Genomic DNA, 24,938 nt, shown 5'->3' on the forward strand with positions numbered 1-24,938 from the left:
ATGCATGAGTAAGCGGCAGTGGTTGCCTTTGGAAATTTGGCGCCGGCTATCCGTCACGGCCAATACCCATCTCGTCTATTCAGGTCACGAAATATTAAAATTCGGAACGGTGGCGCTTTCGCTTTGTTTTTAAGCTGTGAACTTTTGAGAGCGCGGTTTTGATCCGCGCACTCGATTATCCAGCAATGATCTTTATAAATGAGAGGTGATCCGATGATCGATAAACCGACGCCACCCTTTTCCAAGCAACAACAGTCTATTCCGGGACTGACCCGCGACATGGATCCCGTGCCGGATCATGGCGAAACGACCTATAAGGGTTCGGGGCGGCTTGCTGGCAAGAAGGCGGTGATAACAGGCGCGGATAGCGGCATCGGGCGGGCTGTAGCCCTGGCTTATGCCCGCGAGGGCGCCGATGTGCTGATCTCCTATCTCAGCGAACACGAGGATGCCGAGGAAACCAAGCGTCTTGTGGAAGAGGCGGGCCGCAAGGCCGTGCTGGTGGCGGGCGACTTGCAAAAGGCAGACCATTGCCGCCTCATCATAGACAAGGCGGTTGCCGAGCTTGGTGGCATCGATATTCTCGTCAACAACGCCGCCCACCAAAAGACCTTTGAGCAGATCGAGGATATCAGCGATGAGGAATGGGAATTGACGTTCAGGGTCAATATCCATGCGATGTTCTATCTGACCAAAGCAGCCGTCAAGCACATGAAGCCCGGTGCGGCGATTATCAATACCGCCTCTATCAACGCCGATACGCCGAGCCCCACATTGCTGGCCTATGCAACGACCAAGGGGGCCATCCAGAATTTCACGGCTGGCCTCGCCCAGCTTCTGGCGGAAAAAGGCATCCGCGCCAATACGGTCGCGCCCGGCCCGATTTGGACGCCACTCATCCCTTCCACCATGCCGCCTGAACGGGTCTCGAGCTTTGGTGAACAAGTGCCGATGAAACGACCGGGCCAGCCGGCTGAGCTTGCAACGGCCTATGTGATGCTGGCCGACCCGCTGTCGAGCTATGTGTCCGGGGCCACTATTGCAGTCACCGGTGGTAAGCCCATTCTCTAGTGGGGTGAACTGAAGTCCGGTTTCCCTGAAAAGAAACGAAAACAACTGTCTCTTTCGTCGGTCAGGTTCAGAATGAGCCTGACCGATTGTCGTTTTGCGGTAGTAGTAATGGCGGAAGATCGCTCTCTTCTGGCGGCGTGACGGAAATCCATTGACCCACCAGAACCTGTCAGGTTCAGATTGAACCAGACAGGTTCTATAGCGCCGTGCGCCATATATGGCGCATAAGGTTCGCTGTAGCGCTTTATATCTGCTGCATAATTTTCACCTTAAATCGATTCCGATTTAAGGAATTATGCAGTAGCTTTTCTTGTTTTCGTTTGTCTTTTCGGGGAAACCTGGTTCCACTTTTCCCCGACAAACTCTATTGTCGCAGCAGGAATACCCGATAAACTGCGCCATGATTCCTTGAGCTGAAAGACTAGAGAAGAAAGCCATGCAGCAGGGATAGATAGATCGAGGTGGCGGGTTCTGTATGTCCTGGGGGACGGACGTGTGTTGGAGGGACGCCGGTTGTGCAGTGTCGCGAGGCCTCTCTGCAGATGGGCCCAGGTGATAAGCAGGGGCCGGAAAGCGTCTTGATCTCTTGCGGGTGGGGAGGGCTGGCGTGAAAAAGAGACTGGTCGCTGTGGTCTTGACGGCGTTGTCACCGGCATTGGGAATGCTGGTTTACAACGAAGTGAGCGCGCGTTCGGAACGCTACGCCGAAGTTCATCGTCAGGTATTCGAAACCGCCCGACAGGCCGCATCCGAGGTGAAAAGCGTCGTGGAAGGTGTCAAGGCGCTGCTGATTGCCACTGCGGTTATTCCCGCCGTTGCCGGACAGGATAAACAGGCCTGCACCGACGTTCTGAAATCGGTTGTCACCAGGGTGACGCAGGTCCGCAATATCGTGGTTCTTGATCGCAACGGTAAACTGGTTTGTGACAATATGGGCTGGGAGGTCGGCAGCGACTTCAGCGATCGCGACTATGTCAGACAAGCCCTTCGTTCCGATGCTTTATCGATTGGCGATTACACGGTCAGCCGGATCTCGAACGCACCAATCGTGCCAATGGCGCTGGCCATCAAGCAAGGCTCCGAGACGGTTGGCGTGCTGGCGACGGCGGTGCATCTTGAGTGGCTGGAACAGCGTATCGTTCAGCGGGGCCTTCCGCCGGGCGGATGGATTACCATTGCCGACCGTAACGGTATTGTGCTTGCCCGCAATCCAGGGCCTGAAAAATTCGTTGGCACTCAGATAAGACCACCCTATCAAACGCTGGTTCAAGCCCAGCAACCAGGCACGACGGAGCTTATAGGTCAGGATGGGTTGCGCCGGATCATGGGTTATGTTCCCGTTTCCGCCGACAATCCATTTTATGTCAGTGCCGGGTTTTCGGCGGAACAGGCATTCGCGCCGATTGACCGGGCTTCTCTTTTGGGATTGGCGATGATTGCCGTGGGTGCTGGTCTGGCTCTCCTGGCAGCGTTTTTAATCGGAAATCGCTTCATCCTCGGCCCCATCAATCACATCGTTGCCGTTCTTCAGCGATGGCGCCAAGGGGATCTCGCGGCCAGAACCGGGATGACGGGGCGCTCCAGCGAATTGGGACAGGTTGGCGCCACGGTCGATAGCCTTCTGGACGAACTGGAAGCACGCCGATGCGAGGCGGCGCGCGCCGAAGAAAACCGCAAACTTGTGGCCAGAGAGCTGGCGCACCGTGTCAAGAACACGATGGCGATGATCCAGGCAATCGCAAGGCAGACATTCAAGGATCGCTCGCAGGAAAATGGCGTTTTTGCCCGGCGCGTCGCAGCCCTTGCAGGAGCCTACGATATCCTTTTGTCGGAAGACTGGAAAAGTGCCGGCTTGCGCGATGTGCTCGAGCGGGCGCTTCAGCCTTTCGATAGCGAGGGCGACAGGCGGATTGTTCTCCAGGGTTCACCCTGCACCTTGCCGCCGGAGGCTGCTGTCGCGCTATCGCTGATCGCGCATGAACTTGCCACAAATGCCGTGAAATACGGGTCTCTTCGCGACCCCGATGGCCGTGTCAGGGTGGAATGGCGACAAGATCAGGATCGGATCGAGCTGGAATGGCGGGAAGAAGACGGGCCGCCGGTTGTTGATCCCACTCTTCAAGGGTCTGATCTCAAAACCTCTGGTCACAAAGGGGCCGGTGTCGAAGGATTTGGGTCGCGGCTGATCCGCAGTGCTTTCCCTCGCAGCCTGTCTCCCAAGATCAGCAGCGATTTCCGGCCCGATGGTCTTCGCTTCCATCTTTCCTTCGCCGTGGTCCAGTCAGGTTCGGTGCCGTCGAGGTCAGAGACAACGCAATCCGATGCTCTGGGTAAGCCGCAGACACTCGCCGGTTTGCAGGCTTGAACTGCGGCTTGCTGTCGCCTGAGAAGTGGTTCGTCCTGAATGATCGCCCAAGCGGGGAAGGCTGTCGCCTCGGTCTGGTTCTCCTCATTGGCCGATTTTGCGGATTTTATTGAAATTTTGCACAAGACAAATATAAAGTTCCCGCATCGCTCATTGAGGCGGGTTTGGATCAGGGTGGACATTGACTTAAAGCTAAAAAATCTGCCGTAGAATTCCCGCAATCGTTCCGGGTTAAAGGAATTATGCGCATCAAGATATTTCCCCCTCTTTTGAACGATGCATTTGCCTGCATGGTCATGGAAAACAGATATGCCACCACGCAAAAAAGCTGCGGTTGCCAGTACCGGCATCGCAGGATTGGACGAAATTCTTCGCGGCGGATTGCCCTTACCGAACCTGTTCATGCTTCAAGGCGCTCCCGGATCGGGTAAAACCACCGCCGCCATACAGTTCCTGCGGGCCGGTGTGGAAGCGGGCGAGAGCTGTCTTTATGTGACGCTGTCCCAAAGTGCTGCCGAATTGCGCTCTATTGCCGTTTCCCACGGCTGGACGCTGGATGGTATTCATGTCGAGGAACTATCGACGACAGGCAGTATCGACGAGGCCGACGAGCAGAGCATTTTCATGACCGCCGACCTGCGGCTGGATGAAACCCGCAAGGCGATAGAGGCTGCTATCGATGAGCATAAGCCGCAGCGTCTGGTTTATGATTCGCTTCTGGAAATTCGGTTGATCACCGGCGATTCCCCGCGTTTCCGCCGGGAATTGATCGGCTTCAAGTCCTTCCTGTCGAAGCGAAAAGTCGTGGCGCTGCTTCTCGACACTCAGTCGCCCGGTCTCGACCGCAGTGGCGAGGAGGTCGAAGGTCTTGCCCATGGCGTCATCCGGTTCGACAAGTCGCTGGAAGAATATGGCGGTGTCCGGCGCCGGATCGAAGTGTCGAAAATGCGCGGCGTGCCGATTGCTGACGGTTATCATGACATGGCGATCCGCGAAGGCGCAGGCGTTGTCGTGTTTCCACGCATCATGCCCAGCACGGCGACAGAAGCGACCAAGCCGCAATTGATCAAATCCGGTGTGAGCGAGTTGGACGACATGTTCGGCGGCGGCCAGGAAGCGGGAACGACCACCCTGGTCATCGGTCAGGCCGGTACGGGCAAATCCACTATGTCGTCGCTCTATGCAACGGCAGCGCTCGAGCGGGGTGAAAGCGTCGCTCTCTTTCTGTTCGAGGAGCGGTTGGAAACGTTTTTCCGCCGGTCTGAAGGCCTCGGAATGCAATTGCGGCAGTTCCACAAGGACGGCAAACTGATCCTGCGCGATTTTAACCCGAACGAAGTCTCACCCGGCGAGTTCGGCCAGATCGTTCAGGATGCCGTCGTGCAGAACAAGGTGCGCGTCGTGGTCATCGACAGCCTGACGGGCTATCTGAATTGCCTGCCACATCGGGAAAAGGCCGTTCGCGATATCCAGGCCTTGTTGAAATATCTAGCGAGATCCGGTGTCCTGACCATGCTGATCGTCGCGCAGCACGGGCTTTTGGGCCAGAATGTCGGCATTGATGTCGATGTCAGTTTCCTCGGCGATACGGTGCTTCTCTTGAGAATTATGGAACATGAGGGCCGGTTGCGGCGCAGCATCACCGTGGTCAAGAAGCGCCATGGTCCGCATGATCTGGATGTCCGGGAATTGCTGATCGAAAGCGGTAGCGTCAGCGTCGTTTCCTATAACCCGCTTCCTGATCCGAAATGACAATGCCATTGCCCCAGGAGAAGCTGGCCCAACAGGAACTGGCCCAGAAGGAGCTGGCCCAAGAGAAATTGGCCCAAGAGGAACTAGATTGGGTGCTCGTCTGCGCCCCCTTTCGCAAGGATGCCGATTATGTCGGCGCGCTTTTGCGCGAACATCTGATCGAGGTGCGGGCGGTAACGGAGGCCAAGGGCTTCGCCCAATTGCTGGACGCTTCACCGGGGATTGTGATTGTTTCGCATGAGGCTCTTACGCCGCAGATTGTCGCCCTGACTGCCGAGCATCTCGACCGGCAACCGAACTGGTCTGAAGTGCCGATCATCGTTCTGCTGGAGCGGGGCGCGCCGCTGATACGCATCCGCAACCAATTGCTTTCCGCCTGGCCGGGCGCGCGGCTTTTGTTCTACACACGGCCAGTGGCGCCGCTGGAACTGGTCAGCGGTATCCAGTCCAACCTGCTGGTGCGCTTGCGCCAGCGGCAGGTGCGCGATTCCATCGAGCGGGAGCGGGAATTGCGGGCGGAGCTCAATCACCGCGTCAAGAATATCCTGGCAACGGTGACATCGATCTTTCGCATGACACGGCGCGGTGCCGAAAGCCTTGACGATCTTGCGACGGATTTCAATGGACGGCTGCTGGCGCTGTCCAATGTCCATACCGCAGTTTTCGAGGCAGGGGGCGAGGATGTGTCGCTGTCGGCTGTGGTCGATCTGATCGTGTCGCCCTATGGCACCGAGCGGATTGCCGTCGATGGCAGCGATCTGCTTGTCAGCCGCGAAGCCGGAACGACGCTGGCGCTTTGCCTGCATGAATTGATCACCAATGCGATCAAATATGGCGCCCTGTCGGTCCCGGAAGGACGTGTTTCACTTCGCTGGGCCGTTGATAGCGCTGAGAAGCCGACCTTCCATTTCCATTGGCGGGAGAGCAATGGGCCGCCTGTCCGTACACCGGCTCGGCAAGGCTATGGGACGCGCTATGTTACCTCCGCCCTTGCATCGCTGTTTGCGGCGACGCCGGATATCCAGTTTGCCGAGGATGGTCTGGTTTGCAGCGCTTCCGGACCCTTTGCGCGGATCTCGCCTGCGTCAGTCGCTCGCTAATCTGGTCTCCAGCTAAAGCCTATCGGCGTTTCGCGGTCTTGTCGCCGATAGGCTCTGCGTCAAACCTCAAGCGGCGGATATCTCATTGGCCCTAATAGGCGTTGATACTCCTGTTCCACGGGGCCATAGGCATCGGCGGCAAAGGCTTCGAGACCTGCTCTGTCGCGAATGCGGATTGCCTTGCGCTCCGCATAAATCAATCTTTCGCCTTCCAACACATGCAGGGAGGCGGTGACGCTCGAGCGCCGCACGGCCAGCATGATCGATAGAAATTCGTGGGTCAGCGATAATTCATCCTTGTCCAGCCGGTCGTGGCACATCAGGATCCAGCGTGCCAACCGTTTATCGATAGAGTGAATGGCGTTTGACTGGGCAGTGAAAGCCATTTGCATATTGACAACATAGGCCCATCGAAGCAGCAGGCGGCGCATGGGCGGCCTGCTATCCATCAGGTCAACCAATCGACTTGTTTTCAGACGCATCCCAGTGCCTGCGACCTGCATGATCACCCGGCAGGGATTGCGATCACTGTCCAGCAGGGCAGAGGCGGGCGACATGCCTTCGCGGCCAAACAATCCGACCTCGCTCTGGTTGCCAGCGGGAGAAACGATTACCGTCGAGCCGACGCCCGAAACAGGGAAGTAACAGTAGTGGTCGATGTCGTGGGGCTGCGACAAGACCAGCCCTTGCGGTAAATCGACAGGCTCGAGAGCGGGCGCGATGGCGGCGAGATCATCCGGCGCCAGCACGCCCAGAAGACGATTACGCATAGGCATGTCTGTCTCCGTACCAAGTCGGTCGCCATGGTTCTTCGGAGTAAGGACCGGCGACACTGAAACGGCGCGATCCTCAGCCGCGCGGCCATTTTTCAAAATTCTGTCATTCATCAATAGATCACCAGTGCTTTCATAAATCCATCCGGCTGGTCGCGGGCGTCGATCAACGCCTGACCCAGCTCCTCCAGTCGGTAGCGATGGGTATAAAGGGATGTGGGATCGAGCCGCCCATCCATGATTGCCGCCACCGCTTCAAGCATGCCATCGACGCAGATTTCTGAGCTGATTCCTCGGCCAATTCCTGGGGCCATTCCTGCGCCCATTCCTGGATTGCGTTCATCCGTCTGGATTACTCTGGCTCCGCGCTCTTTCCATGGCTGCATAACGTCTTCGCGGGGGTCGGCCTGTTGGCAGCCAACCATGATCAGGCGGCCTTGCGTGTTGGTCAATTGAGCCGCCAGATCACTCAGCCCGCTCTCGCCGGTCGTGTCGATTACTCGGTCGCAAAGATATCCGCCCGTAAGTTCTTGGACGGTTTCGATGATCCGCACACGATCGTCTGCGGTCCCATGCTCGCCTATGGTAAACGCCTCTGCCGCTCCCATACGCCTGGCAAACGCCACGGATGCAGGACGGGGCAAGACGGCAATCACCTGCGCCTTGGCCCTCGAGGCGAGCTGGACGAGAAGGGCCCCGACAAAGTCTATGCCGATAATGGCCACCCTTTGTCCCGCCTTGATGTCGCTACGGCGAAAGATGTTCATCGCTCGGCTCAGGGATTTGCCCGGAAACGGCATGCCATCCAGCAATGGGGGAAGGGTGATGACACTATCCGCATCGGCCAGATGGTGGCTGGCATAAGCGGACTGGACAAGTGACGCCACCCGATCTCCGACCGACAGGCTTCTGACATTAGGGCCAATCGCGTCGATGACGCCCCATCCTTCGCCATCCAGGCCTATCGGTTCGACAGAGGTCAGCATACGCTCTCGTCTATCGCGAGAGAGTGGGTCGCAAGTGCTGATACCAAAGCCCTCCAGCTTTATCCTGACCTGGCTCCATCCGGGTTGCGGCAGGGCATAGGATATGATGTTGATCTGTCCCGACCCGGTGATAGCCGCTGCCTTCATCTCATCGGTATGCGTTTTTTCACGATACGCTGCGGCAATCCTGTCCATCCGGTTCCTTCCCGTAATTCGCCCGAGCCTGCGACATTTACCAAGGCGTTTGGCGCACTCGTCTTTGAAGTGCGGCCTTGGTGTGGGCGCATGCTGTGGCGTGCCTGGTTTTCCATTGAACTTAGAAAACCCGCTCGAGTTCCCAAATCCGGTCAAACAAGTCCTGTCAAAGAAGATGGTCTTGAGTATTTCGGTGCCATTGCGTTGAGCGACTATTTGCAGCGCCATTTCACCCGCCGGGTTTTCTGCCGGATATTTCGGGGAACTTTTAGATTGCAACCTTGGTTTGGGAAGGGTGGCTTACATGGGAGCCTTCAAAAGCTTCCCGATTTTTCACGCAGTTCCAGACGAAAGCCACAGGAAAGACGCCAAGGAATTGCACCATTCCCCGGAGGAAAAAATGGCTGAGAAAACATTGAACGACCTGTTCCTGGATACGCTTAAGGACATCTACTTTGCTGAAAAGCAAATCTTGAAAGCCCTGCCAAAAATGGCACGTGCGGCGCAATCGGAAGAGGGCCGTAACGCATTTCTTCATCATCGTGAAGAAACCCAGGGCCAGATCGAGCGGCTGGAACAGGTTTTTGAACTTCTGGGCAAGAATGCCCGGGGCAAGACCTGTGAGGCAATTCAGGGCATCATCGCCGAAGGCGAAGAAATCATGGAGGATTTCAAGGGTTCTCCCGCTCTTGACGCCGGCTTGATTTCGTCGGCGCAGGCCGTCGAGCATTACGAAATTGCCCGTTATGGCACTTTGAAGGCCTGGGCACTGGAGCTCGGCATGAAGGAGGCCGCCGCCTTGTTCGATGCGACCCTGAAGGAAGAAATCGCCACGGACGAAAAATTGACGGCGCTTGGCGAAAGCAGCGCCAACAAGAAGAGCGCCCGCAAGGCAGCGTGATTTCTGGACGAGCCTTTCGCTGTTGCGAAAGGTTTCTTCCCCTTGAAAGGCCGCCAATGTGCGGCCTTTTTTGTTTTCATGGCCAGAATCCTGACGGCAAACGTCACAGTTCTTTCGTGCGGTATCGTACAGAAACAACCTGGCCCTGTGCTCGTTGATGCCCGCAGAAGGAGATCTGTTTCATGGCAACTTTCGAGGACAGCGCTGGCACCGGCGGCGCAATGGCATTTACAACGGCTGTTCACACGGAAATTGAGGCGCATCTACCCGCCTTGCAACGTTTCGCCAAGCGGCTTGTCGGCCCCAATGGCGAGGTCGAGGATCTGGTTCAGGAGACCATTCTCAGAGCCCTGAACTCCTCCTCGCAGTTTCGAGCCGGTACGGCGTTGAAATCCTGGCTGTTCACAATCATGCGCAACGCTTTCTATACGGCCTATAACAGACGCAAGCGTGAGCATGTCGGAATGGATGACGAGTTTAACCTGCGCATGGTGATGGAGCCACCCCAGGAATGGGTGGTTCTATACGCCGATCTCGGTCTGGCAATGCAGCATTTGCCGGAAGCATCGCGGCAGTCCCTGCTGATGGTGGCGAGCGGCGCAAGCTACGATGAAACAGCACTTGCCTGCGGTTGCGAGGTGGGAACTGTAAAAAGCCGGGTCAATCGAGCCCGAAAAGCATTGTCAGAGCGTTTCAGCATAGCGTGACCGATCCGCTATTTTCCATCGCGCGCCGACTTGCGAGGAGGGCTCAATATTACCGGCAAAACCAATTTAACAGCAAAGCTCGAGTGCCGGTGGCTGAGGCCAGCGCTACGGTTTTGCAGGAAATCAGAGGGCATTTCGAGCTGGCGATTGACTTGCCAGGCCTGAAATGCGAGTCAGAAACTGCCTGATAGTAGGATTCTTTCAGCTTTCTGAGGAAAAGCATGGCCGGACTGGAACGCTTTGTCGATATTTTGAGGCTATTCGACGAGAAGACGTCTGAGTGGACCATACAGGATATCGCAGAGCGGCTGGATGTCCCTGGAAGCACCGTCTACCGCACGGTACGCGAGCTGGTGGGACAAGGGTTTCTCGATCCTTCCCGGGAAGGTCATTATCGCCTCGGTGCGGTTTTTATCGAATTTGATCGACGTCTTCGTCTCTCCGACCCGCTTATTCGCGAGGGCGTGCCTTTGTTGCGTGACGTTGTCTCGGCCGTTCAGTTTCCTTGTGTCGCGGTTATCGCACGGCTGTATCGCGACCAGGTAATTTGCGTTGCCGATGATCGCAGCCCCGCCACTGATATCGCCACCAGCTATGAGCGAGGCAGGCCCATGCCATTGTTGCGGGGGGCTACGTCGAAAACCATTCTGGCGCAATTGCCCCGGGCAAAGCTGAGCAAGATCATTAAAGGCGCCGAGGGCGTAGACCGGGCATTTGACGATATTGCGTCTGAATTGGCCGCCATCCGTAAGCGCGGCTTTACCGTGACGCGTGGTGAAGTGGATTCGGGTCTCGTCGGCATTTCCGTACCCGTCACCTGCGCGCAAGGGGCAATCAATGCCAGCTTCAGCCTGATCGTCCGTGCCAGCGATTTCGATGATTCCACTGAACGGCGACTGGCGATGCTTCTATTGCCAGCGTCTTCAATCCTTGCTGACAAGCTAAATTCCCGATGGTTTTGAGAGATTTATACCGGTAGTGATTGCCCCTTATATTCGAAATAATGCACACATAATTAGAATTTCTTTCGATATTATCAAAATATAATAATTTTTGTTGACTAGCGATTTGATATTCCTCAATATGCAAAGAAATGAGGAGGTCCCGACGCAATTGCGTTGGGAGGGGAAGGAAATCACGTCGCAGCACCGTTCAGCATCGCATTCAGCCTGATGCCCACATTCATAACTCATGGAGCCGGCCTCGGTTTCAGGAGAGCTCGGTTTCAGGAGAGAGTGTGTAACAGCTTGCGAATGTTGCGGCGTCTTTGGCGTGATTGGCAATACGTTCGTCGCTGTCGCTTTTGCAAGAGAGGTGGATCCGGTCTGATCGACCAATCAGCTTGGGAGGCAATTGCGTGAGCTGAAATAGATCGCTTGAATTCGCGTAACCTCATTTCGAAACAATGCAGATTGTAGGGCAGGCTGCCCCGCATCGAGTTTCTGTGTGCGGAGTACGGACTGGTCTTCAAGATCTGGTTATTTATGGAGGAGGAGAGAAATGCAAAGAGCCGCCGGTATACCTCAGGGAGTATTACTCATCGCAATGGCCTGGTTGGCGCCGATCGGATCGACATTGTTCGCGCCGGTCTTGCCGCAGATCATTCAGCATTTTTCCTCGGTGGCAAATGCGTCGCTGCTTGCTCCGATCGCGCTCGTCACGCCGGCACTTTTCGTGGCATTGCTTGCCCCGCTTGCCGGGATACTCGCTGACAGAATCGGTCGCAAGACATTGTTGTTTTATTCCATGCTGTTTTACGCCATTGCCGGCGTCATGCCGGCCTGGCTGGATAGCCTTTATACAATTATCGCATCGAGAGTTGTGGTTGGTATTGCCGAAGCGGGTGTAATGACGGCAGGGACGGCCCTGATCTGCGATTATTTTGCAGGCGAACGTCGGGCCCACTGGCTGTCTCTGCAATTCGGATCGGCCTCTTTCGTCGCAACCGTTTGTTTCGTGCTGGCAGGTTTTCTGGGAGGTTACGGCTGGCGCGTACCTTTCCTTGTCTATGGTGCTACGGCGCTGTTCATTCCGCTTATCCTGATGGTGTTGTTCGAGCCGTCACGCGAGGCCGCATCCAACCGCCCTGCTGACGTGCCCGCGGCCACGCCAGAGGCTGAAGGCGTGCTTTTCAATACGCGGTTTATCGTTTGCCTCGTGCTGACGATGATCTGCGGCATGCTCTTCTACGTGATGCCGGTTCATGTCTCTTTGGTCCTTGCCGAGCGGGGCATTGTCGAACCAAGCGTGCTTGGTCTTGCCAGCGCTGCCGGCTCTTTCGGCGTCGTTGCCGGAACCCTGTTGTTCCGGTCTCAGGCACGGCGTTCCATTGGTGTGCTGTTGTCGGCGGCCATGGTGTTGCAGGGTGTCGGTTTCATCCTTCTCTATACCCAGACGTCATTGATGGGCGGAATCGCTGGCATGTTCATCAACAATATTGGCTGCGGCATTTCGCTGCCTCTGGTTTTGGCCTTCACAATGGCGCGGCTGCCGGATGCTTATCGAGGAAGGGCCTCCGGTATCTGGACGTCGATGTTTTTCATCGGCCAGTTCATTTGCCCCCTCGTGGTTGGTGCTGTTGCTGCGGCCTCTGGCGGAATGATCGGAGCGATGGCGAGTTTTGCAGTTTTTACGCTGCTGGGTGCAGGCGTCTTCGCCATCTGGTCGATATTCGGCATGGCGTTGAAAGAGCCTGTCACCGTCAAGCGTGAATTGGTTGGGCTTCACTGAAACGAAGCGAACAGGTGCAGGTTTGGTGCATCCTCTGTGTCGCACTTAGGGTCGCTTTAGCACCCTTCTCTAGGCACAACTCCTTAAACCGATTTCTACCTTAAGGAGTTGTGTCGCTTCTTTGCAAGCCTGGAGCAAGAAGAGAGGGTTAGGGTGGTCTGGGATTTACTATGAAGCGAATCTCAGGGTGATTCGACGGTGCCGGATTTGGGGTGGCCTTAATATTTTGGCTGGGAAAGTGGGACAAGCTTATGGGAAATAGACGGTTAAATTTTGCAGTTCTGCTGACGGGCTCTTGCCTGTTGGCTTCTCAAGGTGGGCAGGCTTCTGCTGCCGAGTTTTATCAGACGGTCACTCCGGGCGCCTCAACGGATATAAGGGCTGCCGAATTGCCGCCTGAGGCTGGCTTCTATGCGGTCGGTGGCGTTTGGGGCAATTGGCGGAACTCTCTGCGTGACAATAGCGGAAATTCGATGTTTCCCGATACAAGCGAAAGGCTTTTTCAGGGGCAGTTGGGTGGGCTTTACGTCTATGACGGGGAGTTCCTTGGTGGGCGAATGGCGTCATCTCTGGTCTTCGTTTACGGAGAGCACGATCTGACCATTACAAAAACAACCCCAGCCAATCTGTCCTCCAAAAATACCGGTTGGTTCGACGCCTATTCCGATATCTTCTTCTGGTCGAAGAGCTGGTATGACGGCCCGCCTCCTGCTGCTCCTGGCCAACCCAGGCCCGCTGCTGATTTCATTCCACCGATGCCGACTGGCTTTACCCTGGGTCTTGGTGTTGGCGTCACCATACCAATGGGCATGTTCGACAATAACAAGGTTGGCAATCCAGGCTTCAACAACTGGGTTCTGTCTCCAAACGTCGCCATGACCTATCGAACCCATCCAATTCTCTTGGAAGGGACGGAGTTTTCGACCCGTATCTTCTACAATCACAATTTCGACCGCGATGACTCGACGGGCGGTTACACCTATCGCGACGGGGATTATCTTTCTGCCGATTTCGCCGTTACGGAACGGTATAATCGCTACCAGTTCGGTCTCGCTGGCAATGTCAAATGGCAGGTTCAGGATGATGACGGGTCTCCGGCCAATCTAGCCTTGGATGGACGCCGGCATAAATCCATACGCCTCGGTCCTATCGTAGCGGTTGATTTTCCATCACAACGTGCGACTGTGACCATCAAATACCTGACGGATGTCTACAACAGGAATTCATTCAAGGGTGATTATTTGCAACTGAGCTTTATCAAAAAGCTCTGGTAGTTGGCAGACGTCGAAGATGGTTCAACCATCTTCGACGTTTCTATAGCCTGAAGTTTTTCAGGGGAAATCGCCAATTACCGGGCCTCTGAAGCAATCCTGGGAATACAGCACGACAGTCTTTTTTTGGGTGTTTTATCAAGCGCCGAAAAGAAGACTGTCGTGCTTTTGGTTTTCTACCTGCTTCTTTAAAATATAACCGGTTCAAGGAATTCAGAGGCGGTCAGGCCGTTTCAGCGGATCGCCTGGCATTTTAACGCCTGGGTTCATCGGTCGTTCTGCGCCCAGGTCATCACGCTTGTCACATCGGGACATTGCTTCGGGTGCTTCGCACCCTGCGGAAAGCAAAGCAAACCGGCTGTCGACGGCTCTGAAAAATTGCCACCGCCAACCGGTAGAGTTGGAAAATCAACGATCCCTCTGGTACTTGCGAAAATTCTCATATAACATTCGATCCAAGTAATTATCGGGGAATTGGTATCGAGTCTCGCCGGTTTTGACTTTGATAACGGGAAACTGATTATTCTCGTAAAGACGCGCTTCACTCTGCAATACGCTGCGTTGCGGTCTGTCATCGTTAGACACCCTCGGATGCTTTATTGCACTTGTAAACTCTTGTATGAAATAAGCGAAAAGTTACCGAACCGACATGCCGGACGGTCACGACTGTGGCAAAACGCTCTTCGAATTCAAAGTGGCGTTGGCGTCCTTGCGTTATCGATTGACCGTCAGGAGAATTATAATGAGATTCGTCCGTCTTTGGGCCTATATCGTGCTGTCGGTCGCTCCCATTTCGATGGCTATGGCGGGGACATTCGCTGAACCGAAAGGCAAGCCTGTCCTGGTGATTTCCGGCAATATTGAAAACCGCAATACGGCAGACGGCGCTACTTTCGATCTTGGTATGTTGGAAGCCATTGGTTCTACAGTGATTAAAACCACCAATCCGTGGTATGAAGGGCGTACGGCTTTTGAAGGCGTTCCGCTTAAAAAGCTGATGGATTTCGTGGGAGCAAAGGGAACGAAGGTGACGGCCGTTGCTCTGAACGATTATGTGACAACAATTCCGCTTGATGATTTCAATCGGTTCAATGTTTTGCTCGCTTTCAAGCGAGACGAGAATTATATGCCAGTCAGGGATAAAGGGCCGCTTTTCATTGTCTATCCCTATGACAGCGACCAACAGCTTCAAAGTCAGGTATATTACATGCGCTCGGCATGGCAAGTTTCAAAGCTCATTGTGGAATAGAGGCACGGCGTGAGGCGTATTCTTGGGACGATCATATGTTGTTTCGTCATGGCAACAGGGTACATCGCCTATGTCATAGCCGAACGTCAAACGACGCTTGAGAAATTTGCCCGTTACAATGATTCCTGGGCGGTCAGTCAAACCCTCTCCGAATATATGAGGCTTGAGCACCGGCTTGCGACATCCGCATTCGACATGGGTGAATTTGACCGGGATGATTTGCGTCTCCGTCTGGATATCATGCTGAGCCGACTGGAATTATTCGAGCAAGGCAATTTAAAGAGCTTCATTGATGCCGATCCGCAGCGTGTGGATCTGATCGCTAAGCTCAGCGACGTGCTTGAAACTCTCAACAGGGGGTTCGGGACACTGGACCTCGAAGCCATCAAAGCGCTGTTGCAGAAAATGGAGCTTCTGGACGGTCCGATGACGAGGCTGGCATCGACCGCTCTCGAAGCCGATGTCAGCAAGATTGGGGCCGCCCAGGCCGAGTTGCGGCATCTTCATCTCATCTATACCGCCCTTGCTGGAGGGCTCATCCTGTGCGGTATTGTGCTTGTCGGCTTGCTTTTGCGTCACAACAGTCTTCTGGATAAAGCTCATCGGCGTATGCAACGATTGACCGACGATCTACGCGCGGCGTCCTGGGAGCTGAAATCGCAAAACAATCGCCTCGAATATGTCGCTCACCATGATTCCCTGACCGGACTGCCCAACCGCATCCTTTTTCGCCAGGATCTGGAAGCAAGACTGGTATCGGCCAAAGCAGGCGGACCGGTGGCCATCATCCTGCTGCTGGATCTCGATGGATTCAAGGATGTCAACGATACGCTTGGTCATGACATCGGGGATGCCTTGTTGCGGATGGTCGCGAGCCGGCTGGTCGACATCAAGGACCATGGCGATCTTGTCTGTCGGTTGGGAGGAGACGAATTCGCGATCCTGTCCACCGGTCTGACCGAGAACCAGGCCATGGATTTTGCTAGGCGTCTGATGAATGAACTTGGTCTCGTGTACCCTGTCGGAGACCAGGAAATCAAGATCGGCACCTGTGTCGGCGTGGCGATCTTCAATGACGAGCCGGATACCGACGAACTCTTCAAGCGTGCTGACCTTGCTCTCTATGAAGCCAAGGCTTTGGGACCGAGCCATGCCTGTGTGTTTGAAAACCAGATGCAGACACGGTTGAAGGACAGAAAGTCGTTCGAGGCGGATTTGCAAACGGCGTTGCAAAACGGGGAAATGGAAGTCTACTACCAACCATTGGCGACCACCGCGACACGTGAAATTTGCGGTTATGAAGCATTGCTGCGCTGGACACATCCAAGCCGCGGTTCGGTGTCGCCAGTCGACTTCATTCCTGTCGCCGAAAAAATCGGGGTCATCGATGGGCTTGGGGATTGGGTTCTGCGTACCGCCTGTATGGAAGCGGCAAGCTGGCGGGGCCATCTCAAAATTGCGGTCAATCTGTCATCGGTGCAGTTTCGCAGCAAGACGCTCGTCCAAAAGGTTTTGGATGCCTTGGAAATCAGCGGCCTTTCTGCGGGCCGTCTAGAACTTGAGATCACCGAATCCGTCTTGCTTGACAAAAACGAGCTGACCCTGACAACCTTGAGGGAGCTGAAGGCTATCGGGATTCAGATTGCCATGGATGATTTCGGGACGGGTTATTCCTCGCTCGGCAGCTTGCGAGGCTTTCCGTTTGACAAGTTGAAGATCGACCGCTCTTTCATCCGCGATGTGACGACAAGGGCCGATGCCCTGGCAATCGCAGAGCTGGTGACAGGGATTGGCGCCAGCCTTGGCATGACCACAACCGCTGAAGGTGTGGAAACGGAAGAACAGTTTGAGTGCGTGAAAAGACTGGGTTGCGATCAGGTGCAGGGATACCTGATCGGCAGGCCAGAACCGGCGAGCTTTCTCACCCATCTTCATCAGGAGAATGAGCACAAGGAAGTTACCTTGGACCAGTCGTGGTAACTGTCGCAATTCCCTATATTGGTAAAGGTAATGTTCGGAAAGAGACCATGCTGGGACAGGCGCCTGACATTTTCCTTTGCATCCCTGGCAATTTCAGGAATGATGTCTTGGCAACCGGTCCAAACCCAATCGTCTTAATCCCGCGACCGAAACTCTTTGGATAAAGTGAACAGTAGCGTGTTTCAGGTGAAATTCTGGGGTGTTCGCGGCAGTATCCCGGTCTGTGGCGCGGAATTCGATGTTTATGGTGGGAACACGCCCTGCATCGAGGTGCGCTGTGGCGAACACAGGCTGATTTTCGATGCCGGTTCCGGCATTCGTCAGGCCGGTCTGGATATGATGGGAGACAGGACCAGCAATGTCGACCTGTTCTTTTCCCACTGTCACTACGATCACATTATCGGCTTGCCTTTTTTCAAGCCGATCTACAATCCCGAGATCACCGTCAATATCTGGTCTGGCCACCTGGCCGGTAGCATGACGACCGATCAGATGATCCATCAATTTGTCAGTCCGCCATATTTTCCCGTGAAGATGGATATCTGCAAGGCCTCTCTGCAGTTTTATGATTTTCGGGCCGGGGATATTCTGACTCCTCGTCCTGGTATTTCCATCGGCACATTTGCGCTTAATCATCCGGGCGGATGCATCGGCTACCGGGTGGAATGGGCCGGTAAGGTGCTGGCACTGGTGTTTGACATAGAACATCAACCCGGTGAACTCGATCCGACAGCGCTGGCGCTGATGGCCAATGCCGATATTGCGGTCTACGACGCCGCCTTTACCGAAGCGGAAATGCAGCGTTATCGAGGGTTTGGCCATTCAAGCTGGGAACAGGGCGTTAAATTGGCCGAGCAGGCAAATGTGGGCCGATTGTTGTTGTTCCATCACGCCCCGTGGCGCACCGACAGCGAAATGGCGCTGCTGGAACGGTTGGCGCAGGAGGCGTTTCCAGCGACGCTTATGGCGCGTGACGGGATGGTTCTCGATATCTGACCCACTTGATATCTGTCAGCACAGGATCTGACGGCGAAGGCAAAAATTCGGAAACTTGATTTCCGTGTTGGTCATACAATCGATAAAATCAATCGGGAAATCTAGCGGTGATTTACAGGTCCGGCCAAAACTGCCATTGCTGGATCTTCGGAAAGTGGCTTTGAAGAACTGAAACCTATGGCCGTGGACGTCAAAAAAAGCCTCTGGTCGGAACGCCGGATACGCAAGGCCCGGCTCGGTTCGGGGCTGGTGATTTTCCTGTTCCTCGCCATGCATATGGCCAATCATGCCTCCGGGTTGATTTCGGTGGATTTCGCCGATCGTGCCCGTTTGTGGTTTCTGGCTGTTTGGCGTACGCCCCCCGGCACGGTGTTGCTTTACGGTTCCTTGCTCATCCACATGGGGCTGGTCTTACGCGCCGTCTATATCCGCCGCAGCTTTACCATGCCCAAATCCGAAGCGTTGCAGATCGTGCTTGGCCTGGTGGTGCCGCTGCTGATCATCGATCATATCGTTGCGACCAGGATTGCCTCCTCGCTCTTTCATCTGCGTGACAATTATCAGTCCGTCGTCCATTCCATGTGGAGCACGTCGCCTGTCGATGGATGGCGCCAGTCGCTGGCCATTGTTATTTTATGGCTGCATGGATGTATTGGAGTCCATTTTTGGCTGCGCTTCCGGCCATGGTATGAACGGTTAAAAACGGGCTTCCTGACGGTGGCCATTCTGTTGCCGATCCTGTCTCTGCTCGGCTTTGTCGAAATGGGCCGCACGATTGCCAGCCCAACTTTCTGGTTGAGCGGTTATCCGGGCGGCTATTACGAACCGGCCGCCTTGACGTCCAGCGAAGCGGGATGGATCCGGATGATCCGTCTGACACTTTACGGATTGTTTTTCCTGTCTATCGGCTTGGTCCTCGCCTTACGCTTTGCCCGCAGGCTGACCGAGCGGGCGCATCTGATCACTGTCCGCTATCCGAACGGCGAGACGGTCAGGGTGCCGCGTGGCTTCACCCTGCTCGAGGCCAGCCGACTGGCAGGACAACCGCATTATGCCGTGTGCGGCGGCAAGGGCCAATGTTCGACCTGCCGTGTCCAGGTTATCGATGGAGAGCAACTGCTGCCGCCTGCCGAAACGCTGGAGCAGGGTACGTTGAACAGGATCAAGGCTGGCCCTGGTGTTCGGCTTGCCTGCCAGCTTCGTCCCAAGGCGAACCTCACAGTCATGCCGCTTATGGTGGCGATGCCGCAAAGCGCCACAGTCGATAGCAGTCATGAAGTAATCCCCGGTCGCGAACGCGATATCGCCGTGCTGTTTTGTGACCTGCGGCATTTCACGATGCTGACGGAAAGCCGGCTGCCTTTCGACATCGTCTTTTTGCTGAACCGCTATTTCGCCGTGGTCGGTCATGCCGTGGAAGAGGCAGGAGGACGGCTGGATAAATTTATCGGCGATGGCGCCATGGCGCTTTTCGGCGTCACAGGATCGACCGAGGTCGCCTGTCGCCAGGCCTTGAAGGCGGCAAACGGTATCATTGCCGGTCTGGAGGAGTTGAACCGGCAATTGGCCAACGAACTGACGGTGCCGCTCAGGATCGCCATTGGTATTCATACCGGTCCGGCCGTGGTGGGAACGCTGGGTTACGGCAGCGTTCGTAATCTCACAGCCATTGGCGATACCGTCAATGTCGCCAGCCGGCTGGAAACGGTGGCCAAGGAATTTGAAACGCAACTGGTGATTTCCGAACCGGTTGCCACTCGGGCAGGGCTGGCGGTGCCGGAAAGCGCCGGACGGGAGATTTCCATTCGCGGTCGTGCAGAGCCGTTAAAAGTCTTCATCCTGAATGAGGCGACACGCACTGCGCTCAACCTTTCCGCGGTTGGCAAAATATAACCTGCGGCGACGGAAAATCCGATGTGAAAACAAACGGCAGCCTCGTTCCGATTCCAGTTTGTTGAAACATGCTATATATAAAGCATCGGTGACGTTGGCTGCCATTGCCTGGAGTGGCATGGATCCCTATTTCCTATCATGAAGCTGGCCATGGCCTGTTTTTCAACGACACGTCTTTTTGATGGGACCTTTCATGGCGACTGCATCCGCACCGGTCTCGGCGATCTTCATGGAAAAAGTCGCTGATTGGCTGACACAGGCTGCCCTTTCCGGCAGCACTCTTGAGGACATCGTTCGGGGCTTTTGCGACCGGATCGCCGCCGCCGGTCTGCCGATCGTTCGGGTGCATTTGTCTTTTGCCATGCTGCATCCGCTTTACGAAGCCGTTGGCTTTACCTGGCGGCCACAAAGCGGACTGATGATTGAAGGCTATCGTCACGATGCCGACAATACGGATATGTTTTTGCAGAGCCCCTATTATCAATTGCTGAGCCGGGATCTCGATTATTTGCGCCGGCGCATTCCTGCCGAAGGCCCGGTTGAATTCGAGATTTTCGAGGATTTGCGCAAGGAGAATGTCACCGATTACCTTGCCTTCATGCAGCCCTTCGGGGATCAGTCCGTGCAGGGCATGTTGGGCTCCTGGTCCACGGATGCCAAGGATGGCTTTAGCGAGGAGATGATTGCCGCGCTGCTGCGCATTCAAAACCATCTGGCGGTTGCCGCCAAAATGGCTGTTCTCAGCAAGCTTTCCAACAATATGCTCACCACCTATCTGGGGGGTGACGCCGGCAAGCGGGTGTTGAATGGCCAGATCCGCCGCGGTGACGGCGAAACCATTCGGGCGGCGCTGGTGGTCGGCGATATGCGTCAATCGACCATGCTGGCCGAAAAAGAGGGACGGCAGGCCTATATCGATACGTTGAATGATTTTTTCGACGCAATCGCTGCACCGTTCAACCGCAATGGCGGGCAGATCCTGAGTTTTCTGGGCGATGGGTTTCTGGCCGTCTATCCTTGCGACCGCCACAAGGACCCGTCCCGGCAGGCTTGCCAGGCGGCACTTTCGGCTGTGCGTCTGGCCCAGGCGCGGCTGGCGGACCTGAACGAGGAGCGCCGGAAAAAGGGTGTCGCCCTTATCGGCTACGGCCTCGGCCTGCATGTCGGCAATGTGATGTTCGGCAATGTCGGGCTGCGCGACCGGTTGACGTTTTCAGCCTTCGGTTCGGCGGTCAATGAAGTGGTAAGGCTCCAGCTGCTCACCAAGAAATATGCCAGCGACGTTGTGGCCAGCCATGCCTTTGCTGGTTACTGCGCCGGTGACTGGATAACGCTTGGTGAGGAAAAGCTGCGGGGGGTTCGCCAGCGGGTGACGATTTTGCAGCCCGGCCCATTATTGGCTGAGCTGCGAAGGGATGAAGCTGAAGCCGATTTGCAGCGCATCGGCCTTTCGGAAGCCGAGCGCTTGATTCTCCTGCACCGCGATGCCGTCCAACTGGATGGACAGAAAAAGTCCCAGGCGATGATGGGCCGGTTTTTGCAATAGATCAGGCTGGAGGCGGGCATGAGAGGCTGCTGGAGCACCATCTGCGCGTGATCGCTTTACAGTGAAGTAAACTCCACCATATATGATTGATGGCGCTGTCGTGCAGCATGGGGCGTGAGACGAGGGGCGCCGCATTGTGCAGGTGACGATATTTCACGGGTGACGATGGAAAAAAGCCTGGGGCGCTACATCTGGTCGAATACCTATCTGCAACAGGTGTGGATATTGTGTATCGTCGGTCTATCGATGATCCCCTATTTCCTGTCCTTCGATCTGCCCAAGCAGATCGTCAATGGCCCTATTCAGGGCCAGGGCTTTGAAGAGGCCGGGGCGACAAAGCCGTTCATGCATGTTGCCTTCGACCTGCCATGGGTCGGACATCTGGAAATCTTCAGCGGTTTCGAGCTTAACCGCCTGCAAATGCTGATGGCGCTCAGCCTCGTCTTCCTGTGTCTTGTCGTGCTGAACGGTTTGTTCAAATTCTACATCAACACCTATAAGGGGCGGCTTGGTGAGCGCATGCTGCGCCGGATTCGCTTCGAGTTGATCGATCGGGTTCTGCGGTTTCCGCCCGTGCATTTCAAACGGGTGAAATCCGCTGAGATCGCCACAATGATCAAGGATGAGGTCGAGCCGCTGGGCGGTTTTACCGGCGATGCCTTCGTCCAGCCCGCGCTTTTGGGCGGGCAGGCGCTGACAGCGCTGATCTTCATCATCCTTCAGAATGTCTGGCTGGGAATGATCGCCGCCGGCATGGTCTGCGTTCAGGCCATTATCATTCCACGCATGCGCAGACGGCTTCTGGAGCTGGGTCGCCAGCGCCAATTGACGGCGCGCGAATTATCCGGCCGGGTTGGCGAAATTGTCGATGGCATTCATACGGTCCATGCCCATGACACATCCAATTTCGAGCGCGCCGACATTGCCGCCCGTCTCGGCCTGATTTTTTCGATTCGCTACGATCTCTACCAGTGGAAGTTCATGGTGAAATTCATCAATAACTTCCTGGCCCAGCTGACCCCGTTCCTGTTCTATGCCATCGGCGGCTATATGGCGCTGGAGGGGCGGCTCGATATCGGCCAGCTGATCGCCGTTATTAGCGCCTACAAAGACTTGCCGGGTCCACTGAAGGAATTGATAGACTGGGATCAGGCCCGCCAGGACGTACAGGTCAAATATGCCCAGGTGGTCGAGCAATTCGATGTCGACCGCTTGGTCGATGCGCGGGTTCACGCGGTTGCGGCCACCCCGGTCGGCCCAATTTCCGAGGCATTGGTGGCCACGAACCTGGTGCTGTGCGACGATAGCGGCGCGCGCCTGCTCAACAGCGTTTCGCTGGATATTGCCCCCAATGAGACGGTTGCGATTGTCGGTCAGAACGGCGGCGGCGGCGAGGCGCTGGCGGAAGCTCTCGGGCGTATCCTGTGGCCGGAATCCGGCCATATCAGCATTGGTGGCCAGGATATTCTCAGCATGCCGGAATCGGTCACCGGTCGGCGGCTTTCCTTTGTGTCCTCGGATGCCTATTTCTTCCACGGCACTTTGCGGGACAATCTCCTCTACGGGCTGAAACATGCGCCGTTGACGGATGTCACCTATGACGGACTGGCGGCGCGTAGAAACAAACGCGACCTTCTGGAGGCGCAGAAATCCGGCAATCCGCTTCTCGATCTCAACAGCGATTGGGTGGATTATCGATCAGCCGGAGCCGAAGGGCCGGATGGTCTGTTGAAGGTGATCCGTCCGGTCCTGGATGCGGTGACAATTTCGGAGGATATTTTCGATCTCGCCCTGCGTTCGCAAGTGGATACGCTTGCCCATCAGGAGTTGACCGAGCGGATCGTCGAGATCCGCCATGCGCTGCGCCTGCGTTTGCACGACGAGGATCTGGACGACATTGTCGTACCCTTCGAGGCCGATGCCTATAACAGCCAGGCGACGGTGGGTGAAAACCTGCTCTTCGGCAAGATGAAACCCTTGATGATCAATGGGCAACGGCTGGCGGCCCATCCCTATTTCCGCAAGGTGATGCGTGACACCGGCATTGGCGACGCGTTCTACGCAATGGGGCTGGAAATTGCGGCGAATGCGGTCGAACTGTTTCGAGACCTTCCGCCCGACCATCCGTTTTTCCAGCAATTGACCTTCATGAGCGCGGAGGATCTTCCCGACTACGAGGCCTTGCTGCAAAAGCTCCAGGGCACGTCCGCAACGCAGGCCTCGGCCAGCGAGCGCAGCAGCATTATTCGCCTCAGCTTCGCCTATATCGAACCCCGCCATCGTTTCGGTCTGTTGACGCAGGAGTTGATGGACAAGATCGTCGATGCGCGCCAGCAGTTCCATGCCGAAATTCCTGACGATCTGGCTGACAAGATCGAGCGCCATGACGCAGAGCGGTTCACCCTGTCGGCATCGTTGATGGACAATGTCCTGTTTGGGCGGCTGGCTGTGCGCGAAGCCGATGCGTCTGACCGGATCCGGGCGATCATCCGCGACATTTTTAGAGACCTCGGCCTTGCCGAAAGCGTGTTGTCGATCGGGCTGGATTTCGACGTCGGTTCGCAGGGGCGGCGGTTGACCGCTGTGCAGCGCCAGAAGCTCAATCTGGCGCGGGCGCTGGTAAAGCGGTCGGATTATTTCATCTTCAACAGGCCCTTGTCGGCGCTCGATCAGCGGGCGCAGGATAAGATCGTCAGTCATATCATGCAGAACCTGCATTGCGACGGTCACCGGCCTTCGATCATCTGGGTTTTGCCAAATGCAGATATAAGTGGTCTTTTTGACAGGATACTCGTCTTCGACAAAGGAAATCTTGTCGAAACCGGGAGTTTCGAAGAGCTTTCCGCCAAAGACGGGATGTTCAAACAGTTTCTCTCGTAATATCGTGATCAGGCGCGATAGGGGGTAAGACGCAAATGCTACTGAAGGACGAAGTTGAAATGTTGCGGCGCGTGCCGCTGTTTTCCCAGATTGCTCCAGCCAAGCTGAAGCTACTGGCTTTTGCTTCCGACCGGATGACCTGTCGCGAAGGGCAAAACCTGTTTCGCCAGGGCGATGTCGGTGACGCAGCCTATGTCGTGCTCTCAGGGACAGCCGATGTCCTGGTCAATTCGGATGCCGGAGAAATTAAGGTCGCGGAAGTTCAAAGCAATTCTATCGTCGGGGAAATCGCCATTCTCTGCGATGTGTCGCGAACGGCAACCGTGCGGGCGGCGTCCCGGCTAGAAGTCTTGAAAATCAGCAAGGAAAATTTCCTGAAACTGATGAGCGATTTTCCCGAAATTTCCTCGGAAATCACCCGGGTTCTGGCTGACCGTCTCAATCACACGACATCCGAACTGTCCGCAGCCCGCAGCCGCGAGCAACAATTGCTGAACTGATATCGAAAGCGATCGTCTCAGCACCCGGCATATCGGATAGTCG

18 protein-coding genes are annotated in these 24,938 nt (G+C 55.6%); 16 read left to right on the forward strand and 2 right to left on the reverse strand.

Annotated elements, in window-relative coordinates; genetic code table 11:
* Positions 1-213: 213 nt before the first annotated feature.
* From V6582_RS25250 to V6582_RS25265, 4 genes are all read left to right on the forward strand, one after another.
* Positions 214-1,071 (forward strand): SDR family oxidoreductase, encoded by an 858-nt coding sequence (locus tag V6582_RS25250; protein ID WP_156630050.1) that lies wholly within the window; start codon positions 214-216, stop codon positions 1,069-1,071.
* A gap of 607 nt (positions 1,072-1,678) precedes the next feature.
* On the forward strand, positions 1,679-3,436 hold the full coding sequence (locus tag V6582_RS25255; RefSeq protein WP_156630048.1) for an HWE histidine kinase domain-containing protein: 1,758 nt from the start codon (positions 1,679-1,681) through the stop codon (positions 3,434-3,436).
* Positions 3,437-3,745: 309 nt separating this feature from the next.
* Positions 3,746-5,188: an ATPase domain-containing protein gene (locus V6582_RS25260; protein ID WP_156630046.1), complete on the forward strand. Its 1,443-nt coding sequence runs from the start codon at positions 3,746-3,748 to the stop codon at positions 5,186-5,188.
* Positions 5,189-5,190: 2 nt separating this feature from the next.
* On the forward strand, positions 5,191-6,288 hold the full coding sequence (locus V6582_RS25265; RefSeq protein ID WP_156630044.1) for a sensor histidine kinase: 1,098 nt from the start codon (positions 5,191-5,193) through the stop codon (positions 6,286-6,288).
* A 59-nt stretch (positions 6,289-6,347) separates the two neighbouring features.
* On the opposite strand, the gene V6582_RS25270 is transcribed toward V6582_RS25265, so the two are convergent.
* Positions 6,348-7,175, reverse strand: a complete 828-nt coding sequence (locus V6582_RS25270) for a Crp/Fnr family transcriptional regulator (protein WP_337739151.1) — start codon at positions 7,173-7,175, stop codon at positions 6,348-6,350.
* Positions 7,175-8,242 carry an MDR/zinc-dependent alcohol dehydrogenase-like family protein gene (locus V6582_RS25275; protein ID WP_234889539.1) on the reverse strand — a complete coding sequence of 356 codons (1,068 nt, stop codon included), beginning with the start codon at positions 8,240-8,242 and terminating at the stop codon, positions 7,175-7,177. The genes V6582_RS25270 and V6582_RS25275 overlap by 1 nt, the downstream gene beginning before the upstream one ends.
* Before the next feature lie 400 nt (positions 8,243-8,642).
* On the opposite strand from V6582_RS25275, the gene V6582_RS25280 reads away from it, so the two are divergent.
* The 12 genes from V6582_RS25280 (at position 8,643) to V6582_RS25335 (ending at position 24,895) form a co-directional block, all read left to right on the forward strand.
* Positions 8,643-9,143: a ferritin-like domain-containing protein gene (locus V6582_RS25280; protein WP_156630043.1), complete on the forward strand. Its 501-nt coding sequence runs from the start codon at positions 8,643-8,645 to the stop codon at positions 9,141-9,143.
* Between the two features lie 182 nt (positions 9,144-9,325).
* Positions 9,326-9,850 carry a sigma-70 family RNA polymerase sigma factor gene (locus V6582_RS25285; RefSeq protein ID WP_234889538.1) on the forward strand — a complete coding sequence of 175 codons (525 nt, stop codon included), beginning with the start codon at positions 9,326-9,328 and terminating at the stop codon, positions 9,848-9,850.
* A gap of 221 nt (positions 9,851-10,071) precedes the next feature.
* Positions 10,072-10,812: an IclR family transcriptional regulator gene (locus V6582_RS25290; protein WP_156630042.1), complete on the forward strand. Its 741-nt coding sequence runs from the start codon at positions 10,072-10,074 to the stop codon at positions 10,810-10,812.
* Positions 10,813-11,395: 583 nt separating this feature from the next.
* Entirely contained in the window at positions 11,396-12,580 is a 1,185-nt protein-coding gene (locus tag V6582_RS25295; RefSeq protein ID WP_349508986.1) for an MFS transporter, read from the forward strand.
* 251 nt (positions 12,581-12,831) lie between these two features.
* A complete protein-coding gene (locus V6582_RS25300; protein WP_156630040.1) occupies positions 12,832-13,854 on the forward strand; it encodes a SphA family protein in 1,023 nt (340 codons plus the stop codon).
* Between the two features lie 739 nt (positions 13,855-14,593).
* Positions 14,594-15,100 (forward strand): oxidoreductase, encoded by a 507-nt coding sequence (locus tag V6582_RS25305; protein WP_156630039.1) that lies wholly within the window; start codon positions 14,594-14,596, stop codon positions 15,098-15,100.
* Positions 15,101-15,148: 48 nt separating this feature from the next.
* Entirely contained in the window at positions 15,149-17,080 is a 1,932-nt protein-coding gene (locus tag V6582_RS25310; protein WP_156630038.1) for a putative bifunctional diguanylate cyclase/phosphodiesterase, read from the forward strand.
* A gap of 165 nt (positions 17,081-17,245) precedes the next feature.
* Positions 17,246-18,076 carry an MBL fold metallo-hydrolase gene (locus tag V6582_RS25315; RefSeq protein ID WP_337739164.1) on the forward strand — a complete coding sequence of 277 codons (831 nt, stop codon included), beginning with the start codon at positions 17,246-17,248 and terminating at the stop codon, positions 18,074-18,076.
* A 177-nt stretch (positions 18,077-18,253) separates the two neighbouring features.
* Positions 18,254-19,969 carry an adenylate/guanylate cyclase domain-containing protein gene (locus V6582_RS25320; protein ID WP_156630033.1) on the forward strand — a complete coding sequence of 572 codons (1,716 nt, stop codon included), beginning with the start codon at positions 18,254-18,256 and terminating at the stop codon, positions 19,967-19,969.
* 193 nt (positions 19,970-20,162) lie between these two features.
* Positions 20,163-21,515, forward strand: a complete 1,353-nt coding sequence (locus V6582_RS25325; protein ID WP_156630031.1) for an adenylate/guanylate cyclase domain-containing protein — start codon at positions 20,163-20,165, stop codon at positions 21,513-21,515.
* Between the two features lie 165 nt (positions 21,516-21,680).
* Positions 21,681-24,395, forward strand: a complete 2,715-nt coding sequence (locus V6582_RS25330; protein ID WP_156630030.1) for an ABC transporter transmembrane domain-containing protein — start codon at positions 21,681-21,683, stop codon at positions 24,393-24,395.
* A gap of 35 nt (positions 24,396-24,430) precedes the next feature.
* Complete coding sequence (locus V6582_RS25335) at positions 24,431-24,895, forward strand: cyclic nucleotide-binding domain-containing protein (protein ID WP_012653944.1); 465 nt, start codon at positions 24,431-24,433, stop codon at positions 24,893-24,895.
* Positions 24,896-24,938: the final 43 nt, after the last annotated feature.

Origin of the sequence: Agrobacterium vitis, assembly GCF_037039395.1 — a bacterium.
Lineage (GTDB): Bacteria > Pseudomonadota > Alphaproteobacteria > Rhizobiales > Rhizobiaceae > Allorhizobium > Allorhizobium vitis_E.